Origin of the sequence: Cupriavidus sp. DL-D2 (genome assembly GCF_039710735.1) — a bacterium.
In the GTDB taxonomy this organism is placed as follows: Bacteria; Pseudomonadota; Gammaproteobacteria; order Burkholderiales; family Burkholderiaceae; genus Cupriavidus.
The window spans coordinates 1-17,621 of the sequence record NZ_JBDKXK010000082.1; the positions used below are offsets into that span (position 1 = coordinate 1).

Here is a 17,621-nt window from a genome sequence, read left to right on the forward strand (position 1 = left end):
TGGCCAGGTGCGCTATGGCACCACGGGCTGGCCCGTGCCCGGCTACAGCGTGGAGTTGCGCGACGACGACGGACAGCCCGTGCCCGATGGCGAAGTGGGCGACCTCTATATCCAGGGCCCGAGCGCCGCGCTGATGTACTGGGGCAATTGCGAGAAATCGCGCGATACGTTTCGCGGCACATGGACGCGCAGCGGCGACAAGTACCTGCGCAACGCCGATGGCACCTACCAGTACGCGGGCCGCAGCGACGACATGCTCAAGGTCAGCGGCATCTATGTCTCGCCCTTCGAGGTGGAAGCCACGCTGATCCTGCATCCCGCCGTGCTGGAAGCCGCCGTGGTGGGTGTGCCCGATGCCGAAGGACTGACGAAGACACGCGCATACGTGGTGCTCAAGCCGGGCGCCGCCGTCGAGGAATCCGAACTGAAGGCGTTCGTGAAGGATCGGCTCGCCCCGTACAAGTACCCGCGCACGATCATCTTCCTGTCCGCGCTGCCCAAGACCGCCACCGGCAAGATCCAGCGCTTCCGGCTTCGCGAACTTGAAGCGGTGCCCGCCTGAATCCAGACGTCCTTTCCAAGGAGCCCCTCATGCGTCAGATCGACATGTATCGCCTTGCCGACGAGGCAAGATTCAATCGCTTCCACGCGTCGCTGCTGTTCTGGTGTTCGATCATCATCATCTTCGACGGCTACGACCTGGCCGTGGTGGGCATTGCCCTGCCGTCGATCATGAAGGAGATGGGCGTCGATGCCACGCAGGCCGGCTTCATGGTCAGCTCTGCACTGTTCGGCATGATGTTCGGCGCCGTGGTCATGGGCACCATCGCCGACCGCATCGGCCGCCGCCTGACCATCGCCATCTGCGTGGGCCTGTTCAGCGTCTTCACCGCTGCCGCAGGCTTTACCTCCGATCCGGTGAGCTTCAGCATCACGCGCTTTCTGGCGGGGCTCGGTATCGGTGGCGTGATGCCGAACGTGGTGGCGCAGATGACCGAATTCTCGCCCCGCAAGATTCGCGGCACCATGGTCACGCTGATGTTCAGCGGCTACTCAGTGGGCGGCATGCTCGCCGCGCTGCTCGGCAAGGGCTTGATCGAAAGCCACGGCTGGCAATCGGTGTTCCTCGCCGCCGCGTTGCCCGTCATCGTGATTCCCGCTGTACTCCGCTCGATGCCGGAATCCCTGCCCTACCTGATCCGCCGTGGCCGCATCGGTGCCGCGCAAGCCATCCTGCATCGTATGTCGCCGGGCTATGTGCCGCAGGCATCGGACCACTTCGCGCTGCCATCGACGGACACAGCCGCGCGCGCGCCGATCCGCCAGTTGTTCGAGGACGGACGCGGCTTCAGCACGCTCATGTTCTGGGTGGCGTTCTTCATGTGCCTGTTCATGGTCTATGCCCTGAGTTCGTGGCTGGCCAAGCTGATGGCGGGCGCCGGCTACAGCCTGGGCTCGGCCCTGACGTTTGTACTGGTGCTGAACTTCGGTGCCATGGCTGGTGCGATTGGCGGCGGCTGGCTGGCCGACCGCTTCAACATCAAGTACGTGCTGGTGGGCATGTACGCGCTGGCCGCCGTCTCCATCACGCTGCTGGGCTACGGCATGCCCACGGGTGTGCTGTTCGTTGTGGTGGCATTGGCGGGCGCTTCCACCATTGGCACGCAGATCGTCACGTACGCCTATGCCGGGCAGTTCTATCCGGCCGCGATGCGTGGCACGGGTATCGGCTGGGCATCTGGCGTGGGCCGCAGCGGCGCCATCCTCGCGCCAATCGTGATCGGTGTGCTGGTGGGCATGCAACTGCCGCTGCAGCAGAACTTCATGGCGATGGCCCTGCCGGCCGTGGTCGCCGTGGTGGCGGTGCTGCTGATCGACCATCGCCGGTCGGCGTCGGGCCTCGCGACGGAGCGGGGTGAGCCAGCGGCCACAAAGGTCTCCCGCAAAGCCATTGCCTGACGTGTCCTACCTGTCCACGAATGTGGACATCTCATCGCGACAAGCGTGGCATGAGCGCCGCGGGCACGTCTTCGCTATCGCTGTGCGTCCCGGATTCGCATGATGGTTTGGCGCGAGACCGGACACGCTGGCGCTGGAAATTGTGGCGTGACGAGGCATCCGTTACGTAACACGTAACGCCATCCGCCCTGCTGGCGCTCACGCCCGGATCGAGGAGACGACCCGCCAAGCCTTGCCCAGCAAGGCTTGGCGCAAACAAACACCGGTTTGAAGCGGCGCTGCCCGCCGTGGCACGGTCGTTGCGCTATTCGTGATACCGGCATCCGCCCCTTCATCACGACACCGCGCCATGACCATTCACACGTCCGATCACCGGTCCGCCCTGCGACCCAGCCGTGCTGTCATCACCTATGGCACGTTCGACCTGTTCCATATCGGCCATGTCAGGTTGCTCGAACGCGTCAGGCAAATGGGAACCACGGTCATCGTCGCCGTATCGACGGACGAGTTTGCCGCCGAGAAAGGCGAGCGGACCGTGGTCAGCTACACGCACCGTGCGGAGATCGTGAGGAATTTCAAGGGCGTGGATTTCGTGATTCCCGAGACGAGCTGGGACCAGAAGGCCAAGGACATCGCGGCCTACGATATCGACACGCTGGTCATGGGAATCAGGTGGCGCGGCCAGCTCCGGCACCTGAACGACCTGTGCGACATCCAGTATCTGCAGGAAGAACGCGGCGTCTCGGAAGACATCCTCACGGTACGTGACTCTCGTCACTTCCACGCCGCCACGCTCTCCCTGGCCATCAGCATGCATTGAATCGGCTGATGTTGCCGCCACGCAGGTGTCAGGCGGCGTTCGTCTGCCGGCCTACGCTGCGGATCAGTTGCGTGACCCGGTTCATATAGCCGTCGAACGCCTGGTTCGCCTGCGCCTGCGAAGTGATCGGCGACGCAACGGTGCGGCCTTCCGCCTCCAGCTTTGCGCGAATCTCCGGATTTGCCAGGGCTTCACCAATCGCCTTGCGCAGGACGGCCACACGATCCTCGGGCGTGCCGCGCTTGACGAAATATCCTCCGCTGATCGCATACTCGAAGTCGGGCACCTGCTTGCTCTGGGAGATCAGCGGGATATGCTTGAGCTGCGTCGGCACCGCCTTCGAGAAACAGGTCAGGAGCTTGAGCCGGCCCTGCCCTGCCATGGCGTCGAAGCTCGTCTGGTACGGCAGGATCGCAAAATCCACCTCGCCACCTGCCAGCCCCTGCAGCGCCGGGGCGCCGCCCTTGTAGGGCACATGCAGAAACGGCGCGCCGATGCGTGCGCCCAGTGCATCGCCCATCAGGTGATACATGGAATCGACACCCACGGTGGCGTAGGTCATCGGCTTGCCCTTGTTCTGTTTGGCGAGGTCGAGGAACTTGTCGAACGTGTCGGCGGCCAGGCCATTGCGTACCATCAGGACGATCAGGGTTTCGCTGATCGGCGCGGCCAGAGAGAAATCCTGCGGCTTGTAGCGTGCGGCGGGATTCAGCATCGGCGCCAGGAACACCTCGTTGATCGAGCCGTGGAAGAACGTGTAGCCATCGGCGGGCGCGGACAACACCTTGTTTGCGCCGATCAAACCCGTGCCGCCCCCGTAGTTCTCCACCACCACCTGCTGCTTGACGCTGCGGCCAATCGATTCCCCGAAAATCCGTGCGGACGTGTCACTGGCACCGCCCGCCGGATACGGCACCACCAGTGCCAGCGGACGACTGGGGAACACGTCTGCGGCCCACGCGGGCAAGCCAGCGAGCATCGATGCGCCGGCCGTCAGGCCTGCGTGTTGGAGGAAGCGGCGGCGTGGCTGCGATGTCATGGTTGTCTCCTTGTTGTCTTCTGGATCAAGCGGCTCGGATCAGGCGGTTTGTATCAGGCGAGGTAGCGCGTGGCCAGCGCGGCCCAGAACGCCGCACCGATGGGCAGGGCGCGGTCATTGAAGTCGTACAGCGGGTTGTGAACCATGCAGCCGCCATCCTCCCCGAGACCATTCCCCAGGCGCACGTAGGCCCCCGGTCGGTGCTCCAGCATGTACGCAAAATCCTCGCTGCCCATCACTGGCCCACGTGCGACGACGTTGTCCGCGCCCAGCAGGTCGATCGCCACCTCCCGCGCCCGTGCGGTCTGGGCTTCGTGATTGACCAGCACCGGGTACATGCGCTCGTATTGCACATCCGCCTTCAACTGGAAGCTCTGGGCCTGCGCCAGGATGAACGCGTGCAAACGGTTCTCCACATGGTTGCGCACCTGCGGATCGAGGGCCCGGATGCCGATCTTGATCGTCGCACTCTCAGGCACCACGTTGTAGGTTGCACCGGCCTGGATCGAGCCGACTGTAATGACTGCGGACTTGAGCGCGTCAACCTCGCGACTCACAATCGATTGCAGGCCGAGCACCATGCTCGCGGCACCCTGCATCACGTCGATGCCATGGTGCGGCATCGCGCCGTGCGCGGAGCGACCGGTCAGCGTGACGGTTGCACGATCGAAGGAGGCCATCGCCGGGCCGGCGATCATGCCGATCTGGCCGACGGGCAAGCCCGGCGCATTATGCAAAGCGTAGATCTCATCGCAGGGAAACAGATCAAAAAGCCCCTCCTGCACCATGCGCAGCGCCCCGCCTTCGTTCTCCTCCGCTGGCTGGAAGATCAGGTTCAGCGTCCCGTCGAAATCCACGGATTCCGCCAGGTAGCGTGCGGCACACAGCAGGATGGCCGTGTGACCATCGTGCCCACAGGCGTGCATCTTTCCGGGCAGCGTGCTGGCGTAGTCGAGGCCCGTCTTCTCCTGAATCGGCAAGGCATCCATATCGGCACGAATGCCCAGCGTCCTGCTGCCGCTTCCCTTCTTCAGCGTACCCACCACGCCAGTAGTGCCTAGTCCGCGATGGACCTTGTAGCCCCAGGCGGCCAATTGCTCCGCCACGAGATCGCTGGTGCGGCGCTCCTCGAACGCCAGTTCCGGATGGGCGTGGATCTGATGGCGAATCGCCACGAATTCGGGCGCAATCGTCTGGATGAACTTCTGCAGCGCGGCGCTGGAGTCTGGTGTCATGGTGTTGTGGGCGTCGACAGGGATAAGGCATTATCTGCAGACTCGACCGTGGCATCCATGACAACTCATGGTCGTGATTGTTGTATAACCTGCAACGTTTGGAACCGCAGTCAACACCGCAGTCATCACCGCAATCAAAGCGCCGGAAACCTATGGAAGACGTACTGGACCGCAAGCGGGCGCTGTGCCTGCTGCAGATCATCGAGACGGGATCGGTGCGCGGCGCGGCGGACGCGCTATCTGTCGATCCGTCCATGGTCAGCCGGGCCGTGGCCCGGCTCGAACAGGACACAGGGCTTACCCTGCTGGAGCGTCGCGGCCGTGGCGTGGTCGTCACTGACGCAGGCCGCATGCTGGCCCTGTTCGCGCGCCGCCAGCAAGACCTGCACGAGACGTTCCTGGCGGAGATGGATAGCCTGAAGAATGCGCAGCAAGGTCACATCGAACTGGTATTCGGCGAAGGCTTTGTCGATATGGTGCTGGAGCCGGTATTGAGCGATTTCATGCGCGACCGGCCAGGCGTCACGTACAACCTGCGGGTTGCCGGCACGGAGGATTCGGTGCGCTGGCTTGTTGAAGACATGGCGCATATCGGTCTGGTGTTTCAGCCGCCCAACGATGACCGCTTGCGGTCCCACTACTCCCGGCTGTCTCCGATCCGCGTCTACGTCCGCCGCGACCATCCGCTGGCCAAGCGCCGCAAAGCGCTGACGCTGGCGGAGTTGGCGCCGCATCAGGGTGCCGCGCTCGTGGGATCGTTCGGTGTGCGCAAGCACGTCCAGGCGGCGGAACTGGACGAGCACGTGACGCTGAGACCCATGGTGGAAACGAACTCGTTCCGCGTCTTGTGGGAATTCGCGGCGCTGGGCCTTGGCTACATCATGACGCCGCGCTCCGTGCCACTGAAGGGTACGCAGTTTGCCGATCTCGTACCGATCGCGCTGGCCAATCCCATCCTGAACAACAGCCGCATCCACGTGGTCACGCGCGCCGGACGTCCGCTCTCGCCCGTTGCCAAGAGCATGCTCGCGCACGTGGTCAGGAAATTGCCGGCGGCATTGGGGCCGGGCACCTGACGGCACCCGACCCGACACAGCCCTACTCTTCCTGGAAAGCCTCCTCGCGCTTCGCCTTGATCGACGGCAGCGCCACCACCGCAACCAGCGCGAGTGCTGCCACCAGCAACCCCAGCGAGAGCGGGCGCGAGACGAACACCGAGAAATCTCCACGCGACAGCAACAACGTGCGGCGGAAGTTCTCCTCCATCATCGGGCCGAGCACGAAGCCGAGCAGCAACGGCGCAGGTTCGCAGCGCAACTTCAGGAACAGGTAGCCCACCATGCCGCAGGCGGCTGCCACGAAGACGTCGAATACCGTGTTGTTGACCGAGTAGACACCGATGCTGCAGAACACCAGGATCGCCGGATACAGAAAACGATAGGGCACCGTCAACAGCTTCACCCAGATGCCGATCAGCGGCAGGTTCAGCACCACCAGCATGAAGTTGCCAATCCACATCGAAGCGATCAGGCCCCAGAACAGCGACGGGTTGCTGGTCATCACCTGCGGACCCGGCTGGATGTTGTGAATCGTCATGGCACCCACCATCAGCGCCATCACGGCGTTAGGCGGAATGCCCAGCGTGAGCAGCGGAATGAAGGAGGTCTGCGCGGCCGCGTTGTTGGCGGACTCGGGACCCGCCACGCCTTCCACGGCACCCTTGCCGAATTCGTGCGAATACTTCGACGTCTTCTTCTCCAGCGAATACGCCGCGAACGATGCCAGCGACGCGCCACCGCCGGGCAGGATGCCGAGCGCCGAACCCAGCATCGTGCCGCGCAGGATGGCCGGAATCATGCGGCGGAAATCTTCCCGCGTGGGGAACAGTCCGGTCACCCTGTCCGTGAACGTCTCGCGTGTCTCCTTCTGCTCCAGGTTGGCGATGATCTCCGCGAAACCGAACAGGCCCATCGCCAGCGCGGTGATGCTGATACCGTCGGTCAACTCTGGCACGTCGAACGAGAATCGTGCCGCGCCCGAATTGACATCGGTGCCCACCAGGCCAAGCAACAGGCCCAGCACGATCATGGCCACCGCCTTGACCAGTGACCCCGACGCCAGCACCACCGCCCCGATCAGCCCGAGCACCATCAGTGAGAAGTACTCGGCTGGCCCGAACTTGAAAGCCAGTTCGGACAGCGGCGTGGCAAACGCCGCAAGGATCAGCGTGGCGACGCTGCCAGCAAAGAACGATCCGATGCCAGCCGTTGCCAACGCCACACCCGCACGACCGCGACGAGCCATCTGGTAGCCATCGAGCGTGGTACAGACCGACGAGGATTCGCCCGGCAGGTTGACGAGAATCGCGGTCGTGGAGCCGCCATACTGCGCGCCGTAGTAAATACCGGCCAGCATGATCAGCGCTGCCACCGGCGGCAGCGTGTATGTCACCGGCAGCAACATGGCGATGGTGGCCAGCGGCCCCAGGCCCGGCAGCACGCCAATCAGCGTGCCGAGCACGCAGCCGAGAAAAGCGTAAGCGAGATTCTGCAGCGATAGCGCCGTGGAGAACCCCAGCGACAAATGGCTCAACAGTTCCATCGTGGGTCTCCTAGTTACCGAGGAATGCCGGCCATACCGGCATCTGCAGGTTGATGCCATACACGAATGCGAACGTGCTGATGATCACCAGCACCACCGCGTTCAATATCGCGCCCTTCCAGCTGAACTCGTGACTGGCCATCGACGACACCAGCACAAGCACCAACACCGACAAGACCATGCCGAGCGGCTTGAGGATCAATCCGAACAGCACCACCGAGCCCAGCACCCACAACAGCGTCTTGATATCCCAGCGCGCCATGCGATCCGCTTCGGCCTTGGCCGACACCGATCCCACGGCCACCCCGACACCCAGCAGCGCCAGCACGATACCCAGCCAGAACGGGAAGTAGCCTGGCCCCATGCGCGCCGCCGTTCCCATCGTGTAACCACGGGCGACCCACGAAAAAGCGAGCCCAACCGCGATGAACATCAGTCCGGACAAGAAGTCCGTCTGTCTCCGTATCTGCATTGCCTTGTCCCCGTATCCATATCCATGTGACGGACAGAGAGTGCCTGCCACGCCCCCTCGCACCGCCCTCTACTGGCGTTTCCGGTGCGTGGGAGAGCGTGACAATACATCATGTCGTGATGTATTTGGGCAAAGCTAGGGGAAATCCCGGACGAATCCGCAGAGGGTGGAGCCAGGTGATTGGCGTGCCTATAAAGACAACACCCCGGAAGACCGTGATCTTCCGGGGTGTTGCAGCCTAGGCCGATGGGGCGATGCGACTCAGCCCAGGATCAGCCACCCCAGCGCAGCACAAGCGGATCGAGCCGTCGCGCAATCGCGAGCAGTTCCTTGCGGGTTTCAGGATGCATGGCCGGCATGGGATGGCGCGGTGCTTCGCACGCAATCACGCCACCTTCCTTCATGAGCGCCTTCGCGGTCAGGATGCCCCCCTGGCGGTTCTCATGATTGATCAAGGGGAGCCATCGCTGGTACAGCGTAAAGGCCAGTTCGGCGTCGCCATTCCGATGGGCGTTCAGGATCGGCCGGATACCGTCCGGGAAGCCGCCGCCGGTCATCGCGCCGGTCGCCCCTGCTTCGAGATCGGCCAGCAGCGTAATGGCCTCCTCGCCGTCCCATGGACCTTCCACTGCATCGCCACCCAGGCGGATCAACTCCCGCAGCTTGTTGGCCGCCCCCGGCGTTTCGATCTTGAAATACGACACCTGCCCGATCTCGCGCGCCATGCGTGCCAGGAACGGCGCCGACAGCACCGTGCCACTGGCTGGCGCGTCCTGGATCATGATCGGGATGTCGATCGCGTCCGACAGCCGCGCATAGAAGTCGTAGATGCCGGCTTCCGGCACACGGAACGTGGCACCGTGGTAAGGCGGCATCACCATGACCATCGCTGCGCCCATTCGCTGGGCGTGCAGGCTACGCTCGATGCAAACGCGCGTCGCGTAGTGCGTGGTCGTGACGATCACCGGCACGCGCCCGGCCACGTGTTCAAGCACCGTGCGAGTCAGCACCTCGCGTTCGTCGTCGGTGACAGCGAACTGCTCGGAGAAATTTGCCAGGATGCACAGGCCGTCCGACCCCGCATCGATCATGAAGTCGACCGCGCGCTTCTGACTCTCGAGGTCGAGCTCACCCGCTTCGTCGAACGTGGTGGGCACCACAGGGAAGATGCCGCGATAGCGCGGGTTCTGCAGGTTGGGCATGGCGGTTCCTTCAGATGGCGTTCAGGTGGCGTTCAGGTGGCGGTGTGCGGCGCAGGCGCCGCGGCCGGGCGCGGTTCCAGCGCGGCGCGTACCACAAAGGTCATGACGACCGCGAACAACAGCATCGCGGCGAGGAAGTAGAGGCCGGCGGCCAGGCTGCCCGTGGCGTCCTTGATCACGCCGATACCGAACGGGCCCAGGTAGCCGCCCAGGTTCGCCAGCGAGTTGATCGTGGCAATGCCCACCGCCGCGCTGGCGCCAGTCAGGAATTGGCCCGGCAGCGCCCAGACCACGGCCTGGATCGAATAGATCGAGAATGCGGTCAGGCAGATGAACAGGAACTGCAGCGCTGGCGTTTGCACCCAGGCGCTGGCCGCCATGGTGACCGCCGCTGCCGCCGAGACCACCACGATATGCCAGTAGCGCTCACCCTTGCGGTCGGAATGGCGCGGCACCAGGTAGAGCCCCGCCACGGCAAACAGGTAGGGGATCGCCGACAACCAGCCTGTGGTCACGTCGCTGACGCCGAATTGCTTGATGATCGTCGGCAGCCACAGCGACAGCCCGTAGATACTCAGCGGGAAAGGCAGGAACAGCAGCGACAGCAGCAGCACACGCTTGTCCTTGAGCGCAGCCAGCGGGTTGCCGTGCGACTTCAGCCCGAAAGTCTTCTGGTCGGCACCGAGTTCGCGCTCGATCCAGGCGCGGTCTCCCGCCGCCAGCCACTTCGCGTCGGCGGGCGACTCCGGGATCAACCGCAGCGTAGGAACGCAGAGCAGTACGGCAGGAAGACCGCTGATGACAAACAGCGTCTGCCAGTTCGACAGCCCGAACAGGCCCGGCGTCGACAGCACCCACCCGGCGATGGGGCCGGTAATGATCAGCGCGATGGGTTGCGCCAGCACCAGCAATCCAATGATGCGTGCGCGGTGCCGCATCGGGAACCACTTGGTCAGGAAGTACAGGATGCCCGGATACAGCCCCGCCTCCGCCGCACCCAGCAGGAATCGCAGCACGTAGAACGTGGTGGCGTTGTGGATCAGCGCCATCAGCATCGTGATCACGCCCCAGGTGAACAGGATGCGCGCAAACCAGCGGCGCGCACCGAAGCGCTCCAGGGCCAGGTTGCTCGGCACCTCGCACAGGAAGTAGCCGATGAAAAACAGTCCGGCGCCCAGCCCGTAGGCGGCATCGCTGATGCCAGCCGCCGCGTTCATGTGCAGCTTGGCAAAGCCCACCACCGAACGGTCGATATAGGCCACCACGTAAATCAACGCCAGGAACGGTATCAACTTGCGCGTCAGCATCGCGATGATGCGCGACTCTTCCGATTGATTGCTCATCGTTGTCTCCTCGCCTTGTTTTTGGTTTGTTCAGTGGGAATGGCGCGGCACGTCAGCGCCGCGGCAACCTACCAGGAAGTCGAGATCGCAGCCCTCGTCGGCCTGCAGGACGTGCTGCACATAGAGCCGTTGGTAGCCGCCCTGCCCTGCCCGTCCATCGGGACCCGGCGGCTGGAATCCCTCCATACGGTCTGCCAGTTCCTCCTGCGTGATGTCGAGGTGCAGCGTGCCGGCGTCGCAGTCGAGTTCGATCCAGTCGCCATCGCGCACGGCAGCCAGCGGGCCACCGGCCGCGGCCTCGGGCGCTACGTGCAGTACCACGGTGCCGTAGGCGGTGCCGCTCATGCGCGCATCGGAGATCCGCACCATGTCCTTGACGCCCTGGCGCAACAGCTTGGGTGGCAGGCCCATGTTGCCCACCTCGGCCATGCCGGGATAGCCCTTGGGTCCGCAGTTCTTCATCACGAGTATCGAGTCGGCATCGACATCGAGCGACTCATCGACGATGCGCGCCTTGTAGTGCTCCAGGTTCTCGAACACCACGGCGCGGCCACGGTGCTTCAGCAGTTCAGGCGTGGCGGCCGACGGCTTGAGTACCGCACCGCGTGGCGCCAGGTTGCCGCGCAGCACGCGGATGCCGCCATCGGCAATCAGCGGTTGGTCGAGCGGGCGGATGACCTCGTCATTGAAATTGGGCGCCTCGCGGACGTTGTCCCACAGCGAGCGGCCATTGACGGTCAGCGCATCCGGATTCGGCAGCAGCCCCGCTTCGCCCAGCCGGCGCAGCACCGCAGGCAATCCGCCCGCGTAGTAGAACTCCTCCATCAGGAAACGGCCGGACGGTTGCAGATCGACAATGGTCGGCGTATCGCGGCCAATGCGGGTCCAGTCCTCCAGTTCCAGCGGCACGCCCATGCGGCCCGCGATGGCCTTCAAATGGATCACGGCGTTGGTAGAACCTCCGATGGCCGCGTTGGTGCGGATCGCGTTCTCGAACGCTTCGCGCGTCAGTACTTTGGACAGGCACAGCCCTTCCAGCGCCATCTCGACGATGCGGATACCGGACATGTGCGCCAGCACGTAGCGGCGTGCGTCCACCGCCGGAATTGCCGCGTTGTGCGGCAGCGTGACGCCTAACGCCTCGGCCATGCAGGCCATCGTGGATGCGGTGCCCATGGTGTTGCAGGTGCCAGCCGAACGCGACATGCCGGCTTCGGCCGACAAGAAGTGATGCAGGTCGATCTCGCCGGCCTTGAGCGATTCATGCAACTGCCAGACGGCCGTGCCCGAGCCGATGTCCTTGCCGTCGAGCTTGCCGTTGAGCATCGGTCCCCCGCTGACCACGATGGCCGGGACATCGCAGCTTGCCGCGCCCATCAGCAGCGCCGGCGTGGTCTTGTCGCAACCGGCCAGCAGCACCACGGCATCGACGGGGTTGCCCCGGATGGCTTCCTCGACGTCCATCGCCGCCAGGTTGCGCGTGAGCATCGCCGTGGGACGCAGGTTCGATTCGCCGCTCGAAAACACCGGGAATTCCACGGGGAAACCGCCCGCCTCGTAGACGCCGCGCTTCACGTGTTCGGCAATTTTCCGGAAGTGCGCGTTGCAAGGTGTCAGTTCCGACCACGTATTGCAGATGCCAATGATCGGCCGGCCATCGAACTCGTGATTGGGAATGCCCTGGTTCTTCATCCAGCTTCGGTACATGAAGCCGTTCTTGTCGGCGGTGCCGAACCAGTGGGTGGAGCGGAGCTTGGGTTTCGAATCCGGCATGAGGGTTCCTGAATACGGCGGACGCATGCGGCGAGGCGGGACACGAGGCCGGCGTCGGGCATGACATCGGGTTGGGGCAATGAAGGGCGTCTCCCGCCCGGGGTGCGCGAGTGGCGCGGGCGATTGTTGTTTTCGAATGAGCGGCAGTCTACGCACCTATCGGATATGCTTCCAATGAAAAAGCACGCCGCTGCGATACCGATTCACGCATTGGTAATAACCCTATGCCCACCGCTCCCCCGTGGTACATCCGCGCCCGTCTCAAGACACGGCAGTTGCTGTTGCTGGTGGCGTTGGCCGAAGAAGGCAACATCCACCGCGCCGCTGCCGTGCTGAACATGACCCAGCCGGCGGCATCTAAGCTGCTTCGTGAACTAGAGGAAATGCTGGGCGTTCCGCTGTTCGAACGCTTGCCGCGCGGGATGCGGCCAACGCGCTATGGCGACGCCATGATCCGTCATGCGCGCGCGGTGGTCGGCAGCCTGGATCAGGCGCAGGAGGAGGTCATGGCGCTGCAGGCCGGGCGGCTCGGCCACGTGGCCGTTGGCGCGATCACCTCGCCTGGCGTCACGCTACTGCCACCGGCCGTGGCAATGCTCAAGCGGGAAAGCCCCGGCCTGCGCATATCGCTGGAAATCGAGAACAGCAACGTACTGCTTGAACGGCTGGCACAGGAGAAGCTCGACCTCGTGGTGGCACGCCTGTTCGCCGAGCATGACAAGCTGCATCTGCGCTACGAGCCACTGGCCGCCGAGCCTGTCTGCGTGGTGGTACGCCGCGATCATCCGCTGCTGCGCGCGGCGGCGCTGTCGCTGGCCGATCTCGACCGCGCGGGCTGGATCGTCCCGCCAGCAGGCAGCGTGCTGCGCCACCGCTTCGACCTGATGTTCCAGCGCGCCAGCCTGATTCCACCCACCAATGTCGTGGAAACTGCCGCGCTGTTGTTCGTGACGCAGATGATCGAGTCCAGCGACATGCTGGGCGTGCTGGCCGCCGATGTCGCCGCGTACTACGCCAGGCACGGCATGGTGGCAATCCTGCCGCTCGACGTGCCTTGCCACATGGATGATTTCGGCATCATCACGCGCACTGACCGGCTGCTGTCTCCGGCCGCCGAGCAGATGGCCGAAGCACTGCGTACCGTATCGAGTGCGATATACGGCGACGCGGAGAGCGCCCGACATTGAATACGGTGACGCCTCGATACGGTGGAGCGTGGGATACGCGCTTCGCCCTTCATGAAACGCGCTCGCGAAGCCTGCGCGGCGAGAACTTGAGACTCAGCAGCACGGATAGCAGGATCACCGTACCGACAATGGCGAGCGACCATTGCACGGGCATATGAAACCACGGGGCAGCCAACATCTTCCCGCCGATGAAGATCAGCACCAGGGCGAGCCCGTACTTGAGAAGGTGAAAGCGCAGCGACATGTCTGCCAGCAGGAAATAGAGTGCACGCAACCCCATGATGGCAAAGATGTTGGAGGTGAAGACGATGAAGGGGTCGGTGGTGACCGCAAAGATTGCCGGGATGCTGTCCACGGCGAAGACCAGGTCGCTGGCCTCGATCATGATCAACACCAGGAACATCGGCGTGGCCCAACGCATACCGTCGATCCGCACAAAGAACTTGTCGTTGTGAAATGCAGTTGTGATGCGCATGTGGCGGCGCAGCCAGCGCAATAGCGGATTCCTCTCCAGGTCAGGCTGTTTCTCCGCAAATACAAGCATCTTGATGCCGGTGATCACCAGAAAGACACCGAAGACATACAGGACCCAGGCGAATTCGCTGACGAGCCATACACCGGCCAGGATCATGCCCGCACGCATCACGATGGCGCCGAGTACGCCGTAGAGCAGCACCCGCCGCTGCAATTCGGGGGGCACCGCAAAGAAGCTGAAGATCATGACGAAGACAAACATGTTGTCGATCGACAGCGACTGTTCGATCAGGTAGCCGGTGATGAACTCCAGTGCCTTGCTGTTGGCGATGTCGCGGCTGGCATGCGTGTCGAGATACCACCAGAGCAGACCGGCAAACGTGCCTGCCATCGTCATCCATGCCACGACCCAGATGCCCGCTTCCCTGACCGAGACGCGATGCGCCTTGTTGCCACCGAAAACGAACAGGTCCAGCGCCAACATCGTCAGCACGAACACCACGAAGCCAGCCCACATCGGACCGGTAGCGAACGATTCCATCATCATGATTGCGTGGGCAAGGGATGCCGGCCGTACGTCCGATTTGCAGCGGCCGGCAGATTGGCGATCCAGAATCCGGCGCGGAAGCGCTTTACTCTCTCAGCCGCCGAGCAGGTTTCCGACGCGCGATGGCATTCATGCCTGACTGGCCAGAAGCAAGGCGAGACCGGCACCCAACCCTGCCGGTATGCCGACGCGCTCGATCAATGGGGCGGGCGGGCCGCCAATGACCTCGACGGGAACGGGGCAACTCTCCAGCAACTGGTTGGTGAGGGAATGCTCCACCGCACGCACCAGCGCGCTCTTGCGCGCGGTGCCGATCAGCACGCGGTCGCAGTGCAACTGCTGCGCCACATCCACGATACTCCGCACCGTCTCGCCTATCTGGAGGTGCTCGGCAAACGGCACGCCAGCCGCATGGAACATCGCTCTGGCCGCGGCAAGCTCCTCGTCGGCACGTTCGCGCTGGAAGTCGTCGCGTAGCGTGCGTTCGATGTAGTGGTTCACATTGCGCGAGAACGGGGGCTGAACGTTCAACAAATGGATATGACGGGCCTCGCCCTGAAGGTATTCTCCGATAGCCTGCCGTACCGCCAGCAATGCGCTCGGCGAACCGTCGCAAGGTACAAGTAGCGTGGCCATGTCTATGCCTCCTGGAGGGGCGTGCACGCACGTCAGGGCCGCGACCGCCGGGGTCCTGATGGTCTGCACTCACTGCAGTCGATAACTGCAATCTAGGGGGTAAACCTCCCAGCGAAAAGCAGATTGTTCGGATACCATCATTCGAAAAAACGGGAGGATTTCGCCTGCAAGACCAGGCGCCGACAAGGGCAATCCTCATGAACTACAAGCACCTGCACTACTTCTATCACGTAGCCAGGCTGGGTAGCGTCAGCCTGGCCAGCAAACGCCTGCATCTGTCGCCACAGACCATTAGCGGACAGATTCAGTTGTTCGAGGCATGCCTGGGCACACCGCTGTTCGCCAAGAGCGGCCGTGGCTTGCAGCTCACGGAATCGGGGCGCATGGTATTGGGGTATGCCGAAGCCATCTTCTCGATGGGCGCGGAACTTGAAGAAGCCGTACGGGCGTCGCCCTGCCAAGGCAAACCGCTGGAATTCCGCGTGGGCGTTGCTGACGCGGTGCCGAAAACCATCGCTTGCCGGCTGATCGAACCGGCGACGCAATTGCCTGGACCCGTCCGCATTGTGTGCCGCGAATGGAAGCTCGAACTGTTGCTTGCCGAACTGGCCCTTCACCGCATCGATCTCGTCATCGCCGATGCGCCGATTCCTTCGGCGGTCAGCATACGCGCCTTCAATCACCGGCTCGGCGGCTCGGGGATCAGCTTCTTTGCCGCCCCGGCGCTGCACGACCTCTGCAAGCAGCCCTTCCCTGCGTGTCTCGACGGGGCGCCAATGCTCATGCCCGCTGAGGATTCCGCGGTTGGGCAGCGACTGCGGCAGTGGCTGCAGTCGCTGTCGCTAACCCCGCGCATCGTTGGCGAATGCGATGACAGCGCACTCGCCAAGGAATTTGGCCGTCGCGGGCTCGGCATCTTTATCGGACCCACCGTGCTGGAGCAAGACATCGAAAACCAGTTCGGTGCGCGCGCACTCGGTGCGACCTCGGAAGTTGCAGAAGAGTTCTTTGCCATCTCCGTTGAACGCCGCATCACGCATCCATGCGTGACAGCGATTACCGCGTCCGCGCGTAACGAACTGTTTGCGAGGACAGCACGAGATCGACGGTCACGTCGCCCCGGCACCTGAACCCGATTCGTACACGGGTTTCGATTGTCTACGACGGAGGGCGTAACGGCAGCAGACGATGGTCGCACCACCCGGCGCTTCCCCTGCAAAAATACTGCGTCGAAGCGCATGTTTTGCGCGCGCAATCCGCTTTGGGAATGCTAGGCTGAAGCCCTTTTGCAAGCTGGGCACCGACTCTGCGGTTGCCATTTCTCAAGGAGCTTAAGCATGACGACTCAACCAGGTTCGCCCGAAAAGAAAACCGCCTACTGGGGCGTTCCGTGGGAAGACGCCTATGGCTATGCGCAAGCGGTGCAGGTAGGTAACGACATCTACGTGTCCGGTCAACTCAGCCACGACAGCCATGGCAATCTGATCGCGCCAGCCGCGCTTGACGCGAACGGCAAGCCGAGCGACTTCTCCACCATGGAAGCCCAGATGCGTGCCACCTACGAGAACCTCGCCACCCTTCTCGGTCGATTCGGCGCAACGCTGGACAATGTCGTGGAAGAGACCGTCTACGTTCTCGATGTCGACGCGGCCTTCGCCGTGGCAGGCAAGGTCCGCAAGGCGGCATACGGCACAGAGCGCCCGCAATGTGCCAGCAACCTGATCGGCGTCTCCCGACTGGCCATGCCGCCGCAGTTGATCGAAATTGCCTGCAAGGCCGTGCTGAGTCCGACAGCAACGGCCTGAGGTCAGCGCCCGCGTGTGGTGACGTCGGGCAGCGGACGGCAATCGCTGCCATTCCAGCTCACTGGAGATAGCGATACGCCGCCGCTTCTTCCCCAAGCACCGAAATAGGGCGTGCAGCGGCGCGCGGGGTCCAGCGGCACGAACACTGCGGTGTCATCGTCGTAGATCTCCGCAACGAGACAATCCGACGGCGAGCCGGGATCGCAGGCGAGCGCCCCGCATTCGAGCACATGGCCGACGTGGTATGCCAGGCCTGCATCAATGCCGCGCCGGATCATGTCAGACACCCTGCGTTCAGTGCGCGGCAGCTTCTCCTGCACCAATGCCGGTTTCCGAGCGCAGTTCCTGCGCCTCGAATCCAGCCTTGTCGAGCAGCGCGCGCTTGGACCTGTCAGTGACCGAGAACAGCCAGATGCCGACGAATCCGATCGTCATCGAGAACAGTGCCGGCGAGGTGTAGGGGAACGGCGCGCTCTTGAAGTGGAACACGTCGACCCACACTGCCTGCGACAGTACGGTGAGTACCAC

Annotated in this window: 17 protein-coding genes and 1 pseudogene; 7 read left to right on the forward strand and 11 right to left on the reverse strand. The window is 63.5% G+C overall.

The annotated features are described in order from the left end of the window. The 3 genes from ABDB81_RS27745 to ABDB81_RS27755 all read left to right on the forward strand — a co-directional run. Positions 1–562 (forward strand): AMP-binding protein (locus tag ABDB81_RS27745; protein WP_346814133.1); only part of this gene is annotated, 562 nt, incomplete at its 5' end. A gap of 29 nt (positions 563–591) precedes the next feature. Continuing rightward, positions 592–1,959: an MFS transporter gene (locus ABDB81_RS27750; protein WP_137926563.1), complete on the forward strand. Its 1,368-nt coding sequence runs from the start codon at positions 592–594 to the stop codon at positions 1,957–1,959. Positions 1,960–2,308: 349 nt separating this feature from the next. Beyond that, a complete protein-coding gene (locus tag ABDB81_RS27755) occupies positions 2,309–2,779 on the forward strand; it encodes an adenylyltransferase/cytidyltransferase family protein (RefSeq protein ID WP_346814134.1) in 471 nt (156 codons plus the stop codon). Between the two features lie 28 nt (positions 2,780–2,807). Here the strand turns inward: ABDB81_RS27755 and ABDB81_RS27760 are convergent, their stop codons facing one another. Continuing rightward, positions 2,808–3,818 carry a tripartite tricarboxylate transporter substrate binding protein gene (locus tag ABDB81_RS27760; protein ID WP_346814135.1) on the reverse strand — a complete coding sequence of 337 codons (1,011 nt, stop codon included), beginning with the start codon at positions 3,816–3,818 and terminating at the stop codon, positions 2,808–2,810. A gap of 53 nt (positions 3,819–3,871) precedes the next feature. After that, the gene (locus ABDB81_RS27765; RefSeq protein ID WP_346814136.1) at positions 3,872–5,053 is read right to left on the reverse strand and encodes a M20 aminoacylase family protein; all 1,182 of its coding nucleotides are present in this window, start codon (positions 5,051–5,053) and stop codon (positions 3,872–3,874) included. Positions 5,054–5,205: 152 nt separating this feature from the next. On the opposite strand from ABDB81_RS27765, the gene ABDB81_RS27770 reads away from it, so the two are divergent. Beyond that, positions 5,206–6,129 (forward strand): LysR family transcriptional regulator, encoded by a 924-nt coding sequence (locus ABDB81_RS27770; protein ID WP_137926567.1) that lies wholly within the window; start codon positions 5,206–5,208, stop codon positions 6,127–6,129. A 22-nt stretch (positions 6,130–6,151) separates the two neighbouring features. Here the strand turns inward: ABDB81_RS27770 and ABDB81_RS27775 are convergent, their stop codons facing one another. The 5 genes from ABDB81_RS27775 to ABDB81_RS27795 form a co-directional block, all read right to left on the reverse strand. Further along, positions 6,152–7,654, reverse strand: coding sequence for a tripartite tricarboxylate transporter permease (locus tag ABDB81_RS27775; RefSeq protein ID WP_137926568.1), 1,503 nt, complete (start codon positions 7,652–7,654; stop codon positions 6,152–6,154). A 10-nt stretch (positions 7,655–7,664) separates the two neighbouring features. Next, positions 7,665–8,126 (reverse strand): tripartite tricarboxylate transporter TctB family protein, encoded by a 462-nt coding sequence (locus ABDB81_RS27780; protein WP_346814137.1) that lies wholly within the window; start codon positions 8,124–8,126, stop codon positions 7,665–7,667. Positions 8,127–8,398: 272 nt separating this feature from the next. Continuing rightward, complete coding sequence (locus ABDB81_RS27785) at positions 8,399–9,328, reverse strand: dihydrodipicolinate synthase family protein (RefSeq protein ID WP_346814138.1); 930 nt, start codon at positions 9,326–9,328, stop codon at positions 8,399–8,401. A 32-nt stretch (positions 9,329–9,360) separates the two neighbouring features. Continuing rightward, entirely contained in the window at positions 9,361–10,671 is a 1,311-nt protein-coding gene (locus ABDB81_RS27790) for an MFS transporter (protein ID WP_160471993.1), read from the reverse strand. A 30-nt stretch (positions 10,672–10,701) separates the two neighbouring features. Then, a complete protein-coding gene (locus ABDB81_RS27795; protein WP_137926572.1) occupies positions 10,702–12,444 on the reverse strand; it encodes an IlvD/Edd family dehydratase in 1,743 nt (580 codons plus the stop codon). Positions 12,445–12,668: 224 nt separating this feature from the next. On the opposite strand from ABDB81_RS27795, the gene ABDB81_RS27800 reads away from it, so the two are divergent. Then, positions 12,669–13,631 carry a LysR family transcriptional regulator gene (locus ABDB81_RS27800; protein ID WP_346814139.1) on the forward strand — a complete coding sequence of 321 codons (963 nt, stop codon included), beginning with the start codon at positions 12,669–12,671 and terminating at the stop codon, positions 13,629–13,631. Positions 13,632–13,680: 49 nt separating this feature from the next. Here the strand turns inward: ABDB81_RS27800 and ABDB81_RS27805 are convergent, their stop codons facing one another. Both ABDB81_RS27805 and ABDB81_RS27810 read right to left on the reverse strand, forming a co-directional pair. Further along, positions 13,681–14,655, reverse strand: coding sequence for a TerC family protein (locus tag ABDB81_RS27805; protein WP_137926574.1), 975 nt, complete (start codon positions 14,653–14,655; stop codon positions 13,681–13,683). Between the two features lie 126 nt (positions 14,656–14,781). Next, the gene (locus ABDB81_RS27810; RefSeq protein WP_160471988.1) at positions 14,782–15,288 is read right to left on the reverse strand and encodes a universal stress protein; all 507 of its coding nucleotides are present in this window, start codon (positions 15,286–15,288) and stop codon (positions 14,782–14,784) included. Positions 15,289–15,485: 197 nt separating this feature from the next. Here ABDB81_RS27810 and nhaR point away from each other — a divergent pair, with 197 nt between their 5' ends. Together nhaR and ABDB81_RS27820 are read left to right on the forward strand one after the other, a co-directional pair. Beyond that, a complete protein-coding gene (gene nhaR / locus ABDB81_RS27815; protein WP_137926576.1) occupies positions 15,486–16,418 on the forward strand; it encodes a transcriptional activator NhaR in 933 nt (310 codons plus the stop codon). 207 nt (positions 16,419–16,625) lie between these two features. Further along, complete coding sequence (locus tag ABDB81_RS27820; protein WP_160471987.1) at positions 16,626–17,093, forward strand: Rid family hydrolase; 468 nt, start codon at positions 16,626–16,628, stop codon at positions 17,091–17,093. Positions 17,094–17,095: 2 nt separating this feature from the next. On the opposite strand, the gene ABDB81_RS27825 is transcribed toward ABDB81_RS27820, so the two are convergent. Further along, the gene (locus tag ABDB81_RS27825; protein ID WP_346814140.1) at positions 17,096–17,380 is read right to left on the reverse strand and encodes a hypothetical protein; all 285 of its coding nucleotides are present in this window, start codon (positions 17,378–17,380) and stop codon (positions 17,096–17,098) included. A gap of 7 nt (positions 17,381–17,387) precedes the next feature. After that, a pseudogene (actP, locus tag ABDB81_RS27830) lies at positions 17,388–17,621 on the reverse strand (cation acetate symporter); the annotation flags it as partial.

What these genes read in the sequence shown, in the direction of transcription:
- ABDB81_RS27820 (WP_160471987.1), top strand. Translation starts at nt 16,626, where the DNA reads ATGACGACTCAACCAGGTTCGCCCGAAAAGAAAACCGCCTACTGGGGC.
- ABDB81_RS27800 (WP_346814139.1), top strand. Translation starts at nt 12,669, where the DNA reads ATGCCCACCGCTCCCCCGTGGTACATCCGCGCCCGTCTCAAGACACGG.
- ABDB81_RS27785 (WP_346814138.1), bottom strand. Translation starts at nt 9,328, where the DNA reads ATGCCCAACCTGCAGAACCCGCGCTATCGCGGCATCTTCCCTGTGGTG.
- ABDB81_RS27755 (WP_346814134.1), top strand. Translation starts at nt 2,309, where the DNA reads ATGACCATTCACACGTCCGATCACCGGTCCGCCCTGCGACCCAGCCGT.
- nhaR (WP_137926576.1), top strand. Translation starts at nt 15,486, where the DNA reads ATGAACTACAAGCACCTGCACTACTTCTATCACGTAGCCAGGCTGGGT.
- ABDB81_RS27760 (WP_346814135.1), bottom strand. Translation starts at nt 3,818, where the DNA reads ATGACATCGCAGCCACGCCGCCGCTTCCTCCAACACGCAGGCCTGACG.
- ABDB81_RS27750 (WP_137926563.1), top strand. Translation starts at nt 592, where the DNA reads ATGCGTCAGATCGACATGTATCGCCTTGCCGACGAGGCAAGATTCAAT.
- ABDB81_RS27790 (WP_160471993.1), bottom strand. Translation starts at nt 10,671, where the DNA reads ATGAGCAATCAATCGGAAGAGTCGCGCATCATCGCGATGCTGACGCGC.
- ABDB81_RS27780 (WP_346814137.1), bottom strand. Translation starts at nt 8,126, where the DNA reads ATGCAGATACGGAGACAGACGGACTTCTTGTCCGGACTGATGTTCATC.
- ABDB81_RS27770 (WP_137926567.1), top strand. Translation starts at nt 5,206, where the DNA reads ATGGAAGACGTACTGGACCGCAAGCGGGCGCTGTGCCTGCTGCAGATC.
- ABDB81_RS27765 (WP_346814136.1), bottom strand. Translation starts at nt 5,053, where the DNA reads ATGACACCAGACTCCAGCGCCGCGCTGCAGAAGTTCATCCAGACGATT.
- ABDB81_RS27775 (WP_137926568.1), bottom strand. Translation starts at nt 7,654, where the DNA reads ATGGAACTGTTGAGCCATTTGTCGCTGGGGTTCTCCACGGCGCTATCG.
- ABDB81_RS27795 (WP_137926572.1), bottom strand. Translation starts at nt 12,444, where the DNA reads ATGCCGGATTCGAAACCCAAGCTCCGCTCCACCCACTGGTTCGGCACC.
- ABDB81_RS27810 (WP_160471988.1), bottom strand. Translation starts at nt 15,288, where the DNA reads ATGGCCACGCTACTTGTACCTTGCGACGGTTCGCCGAGCGCATTGCTG.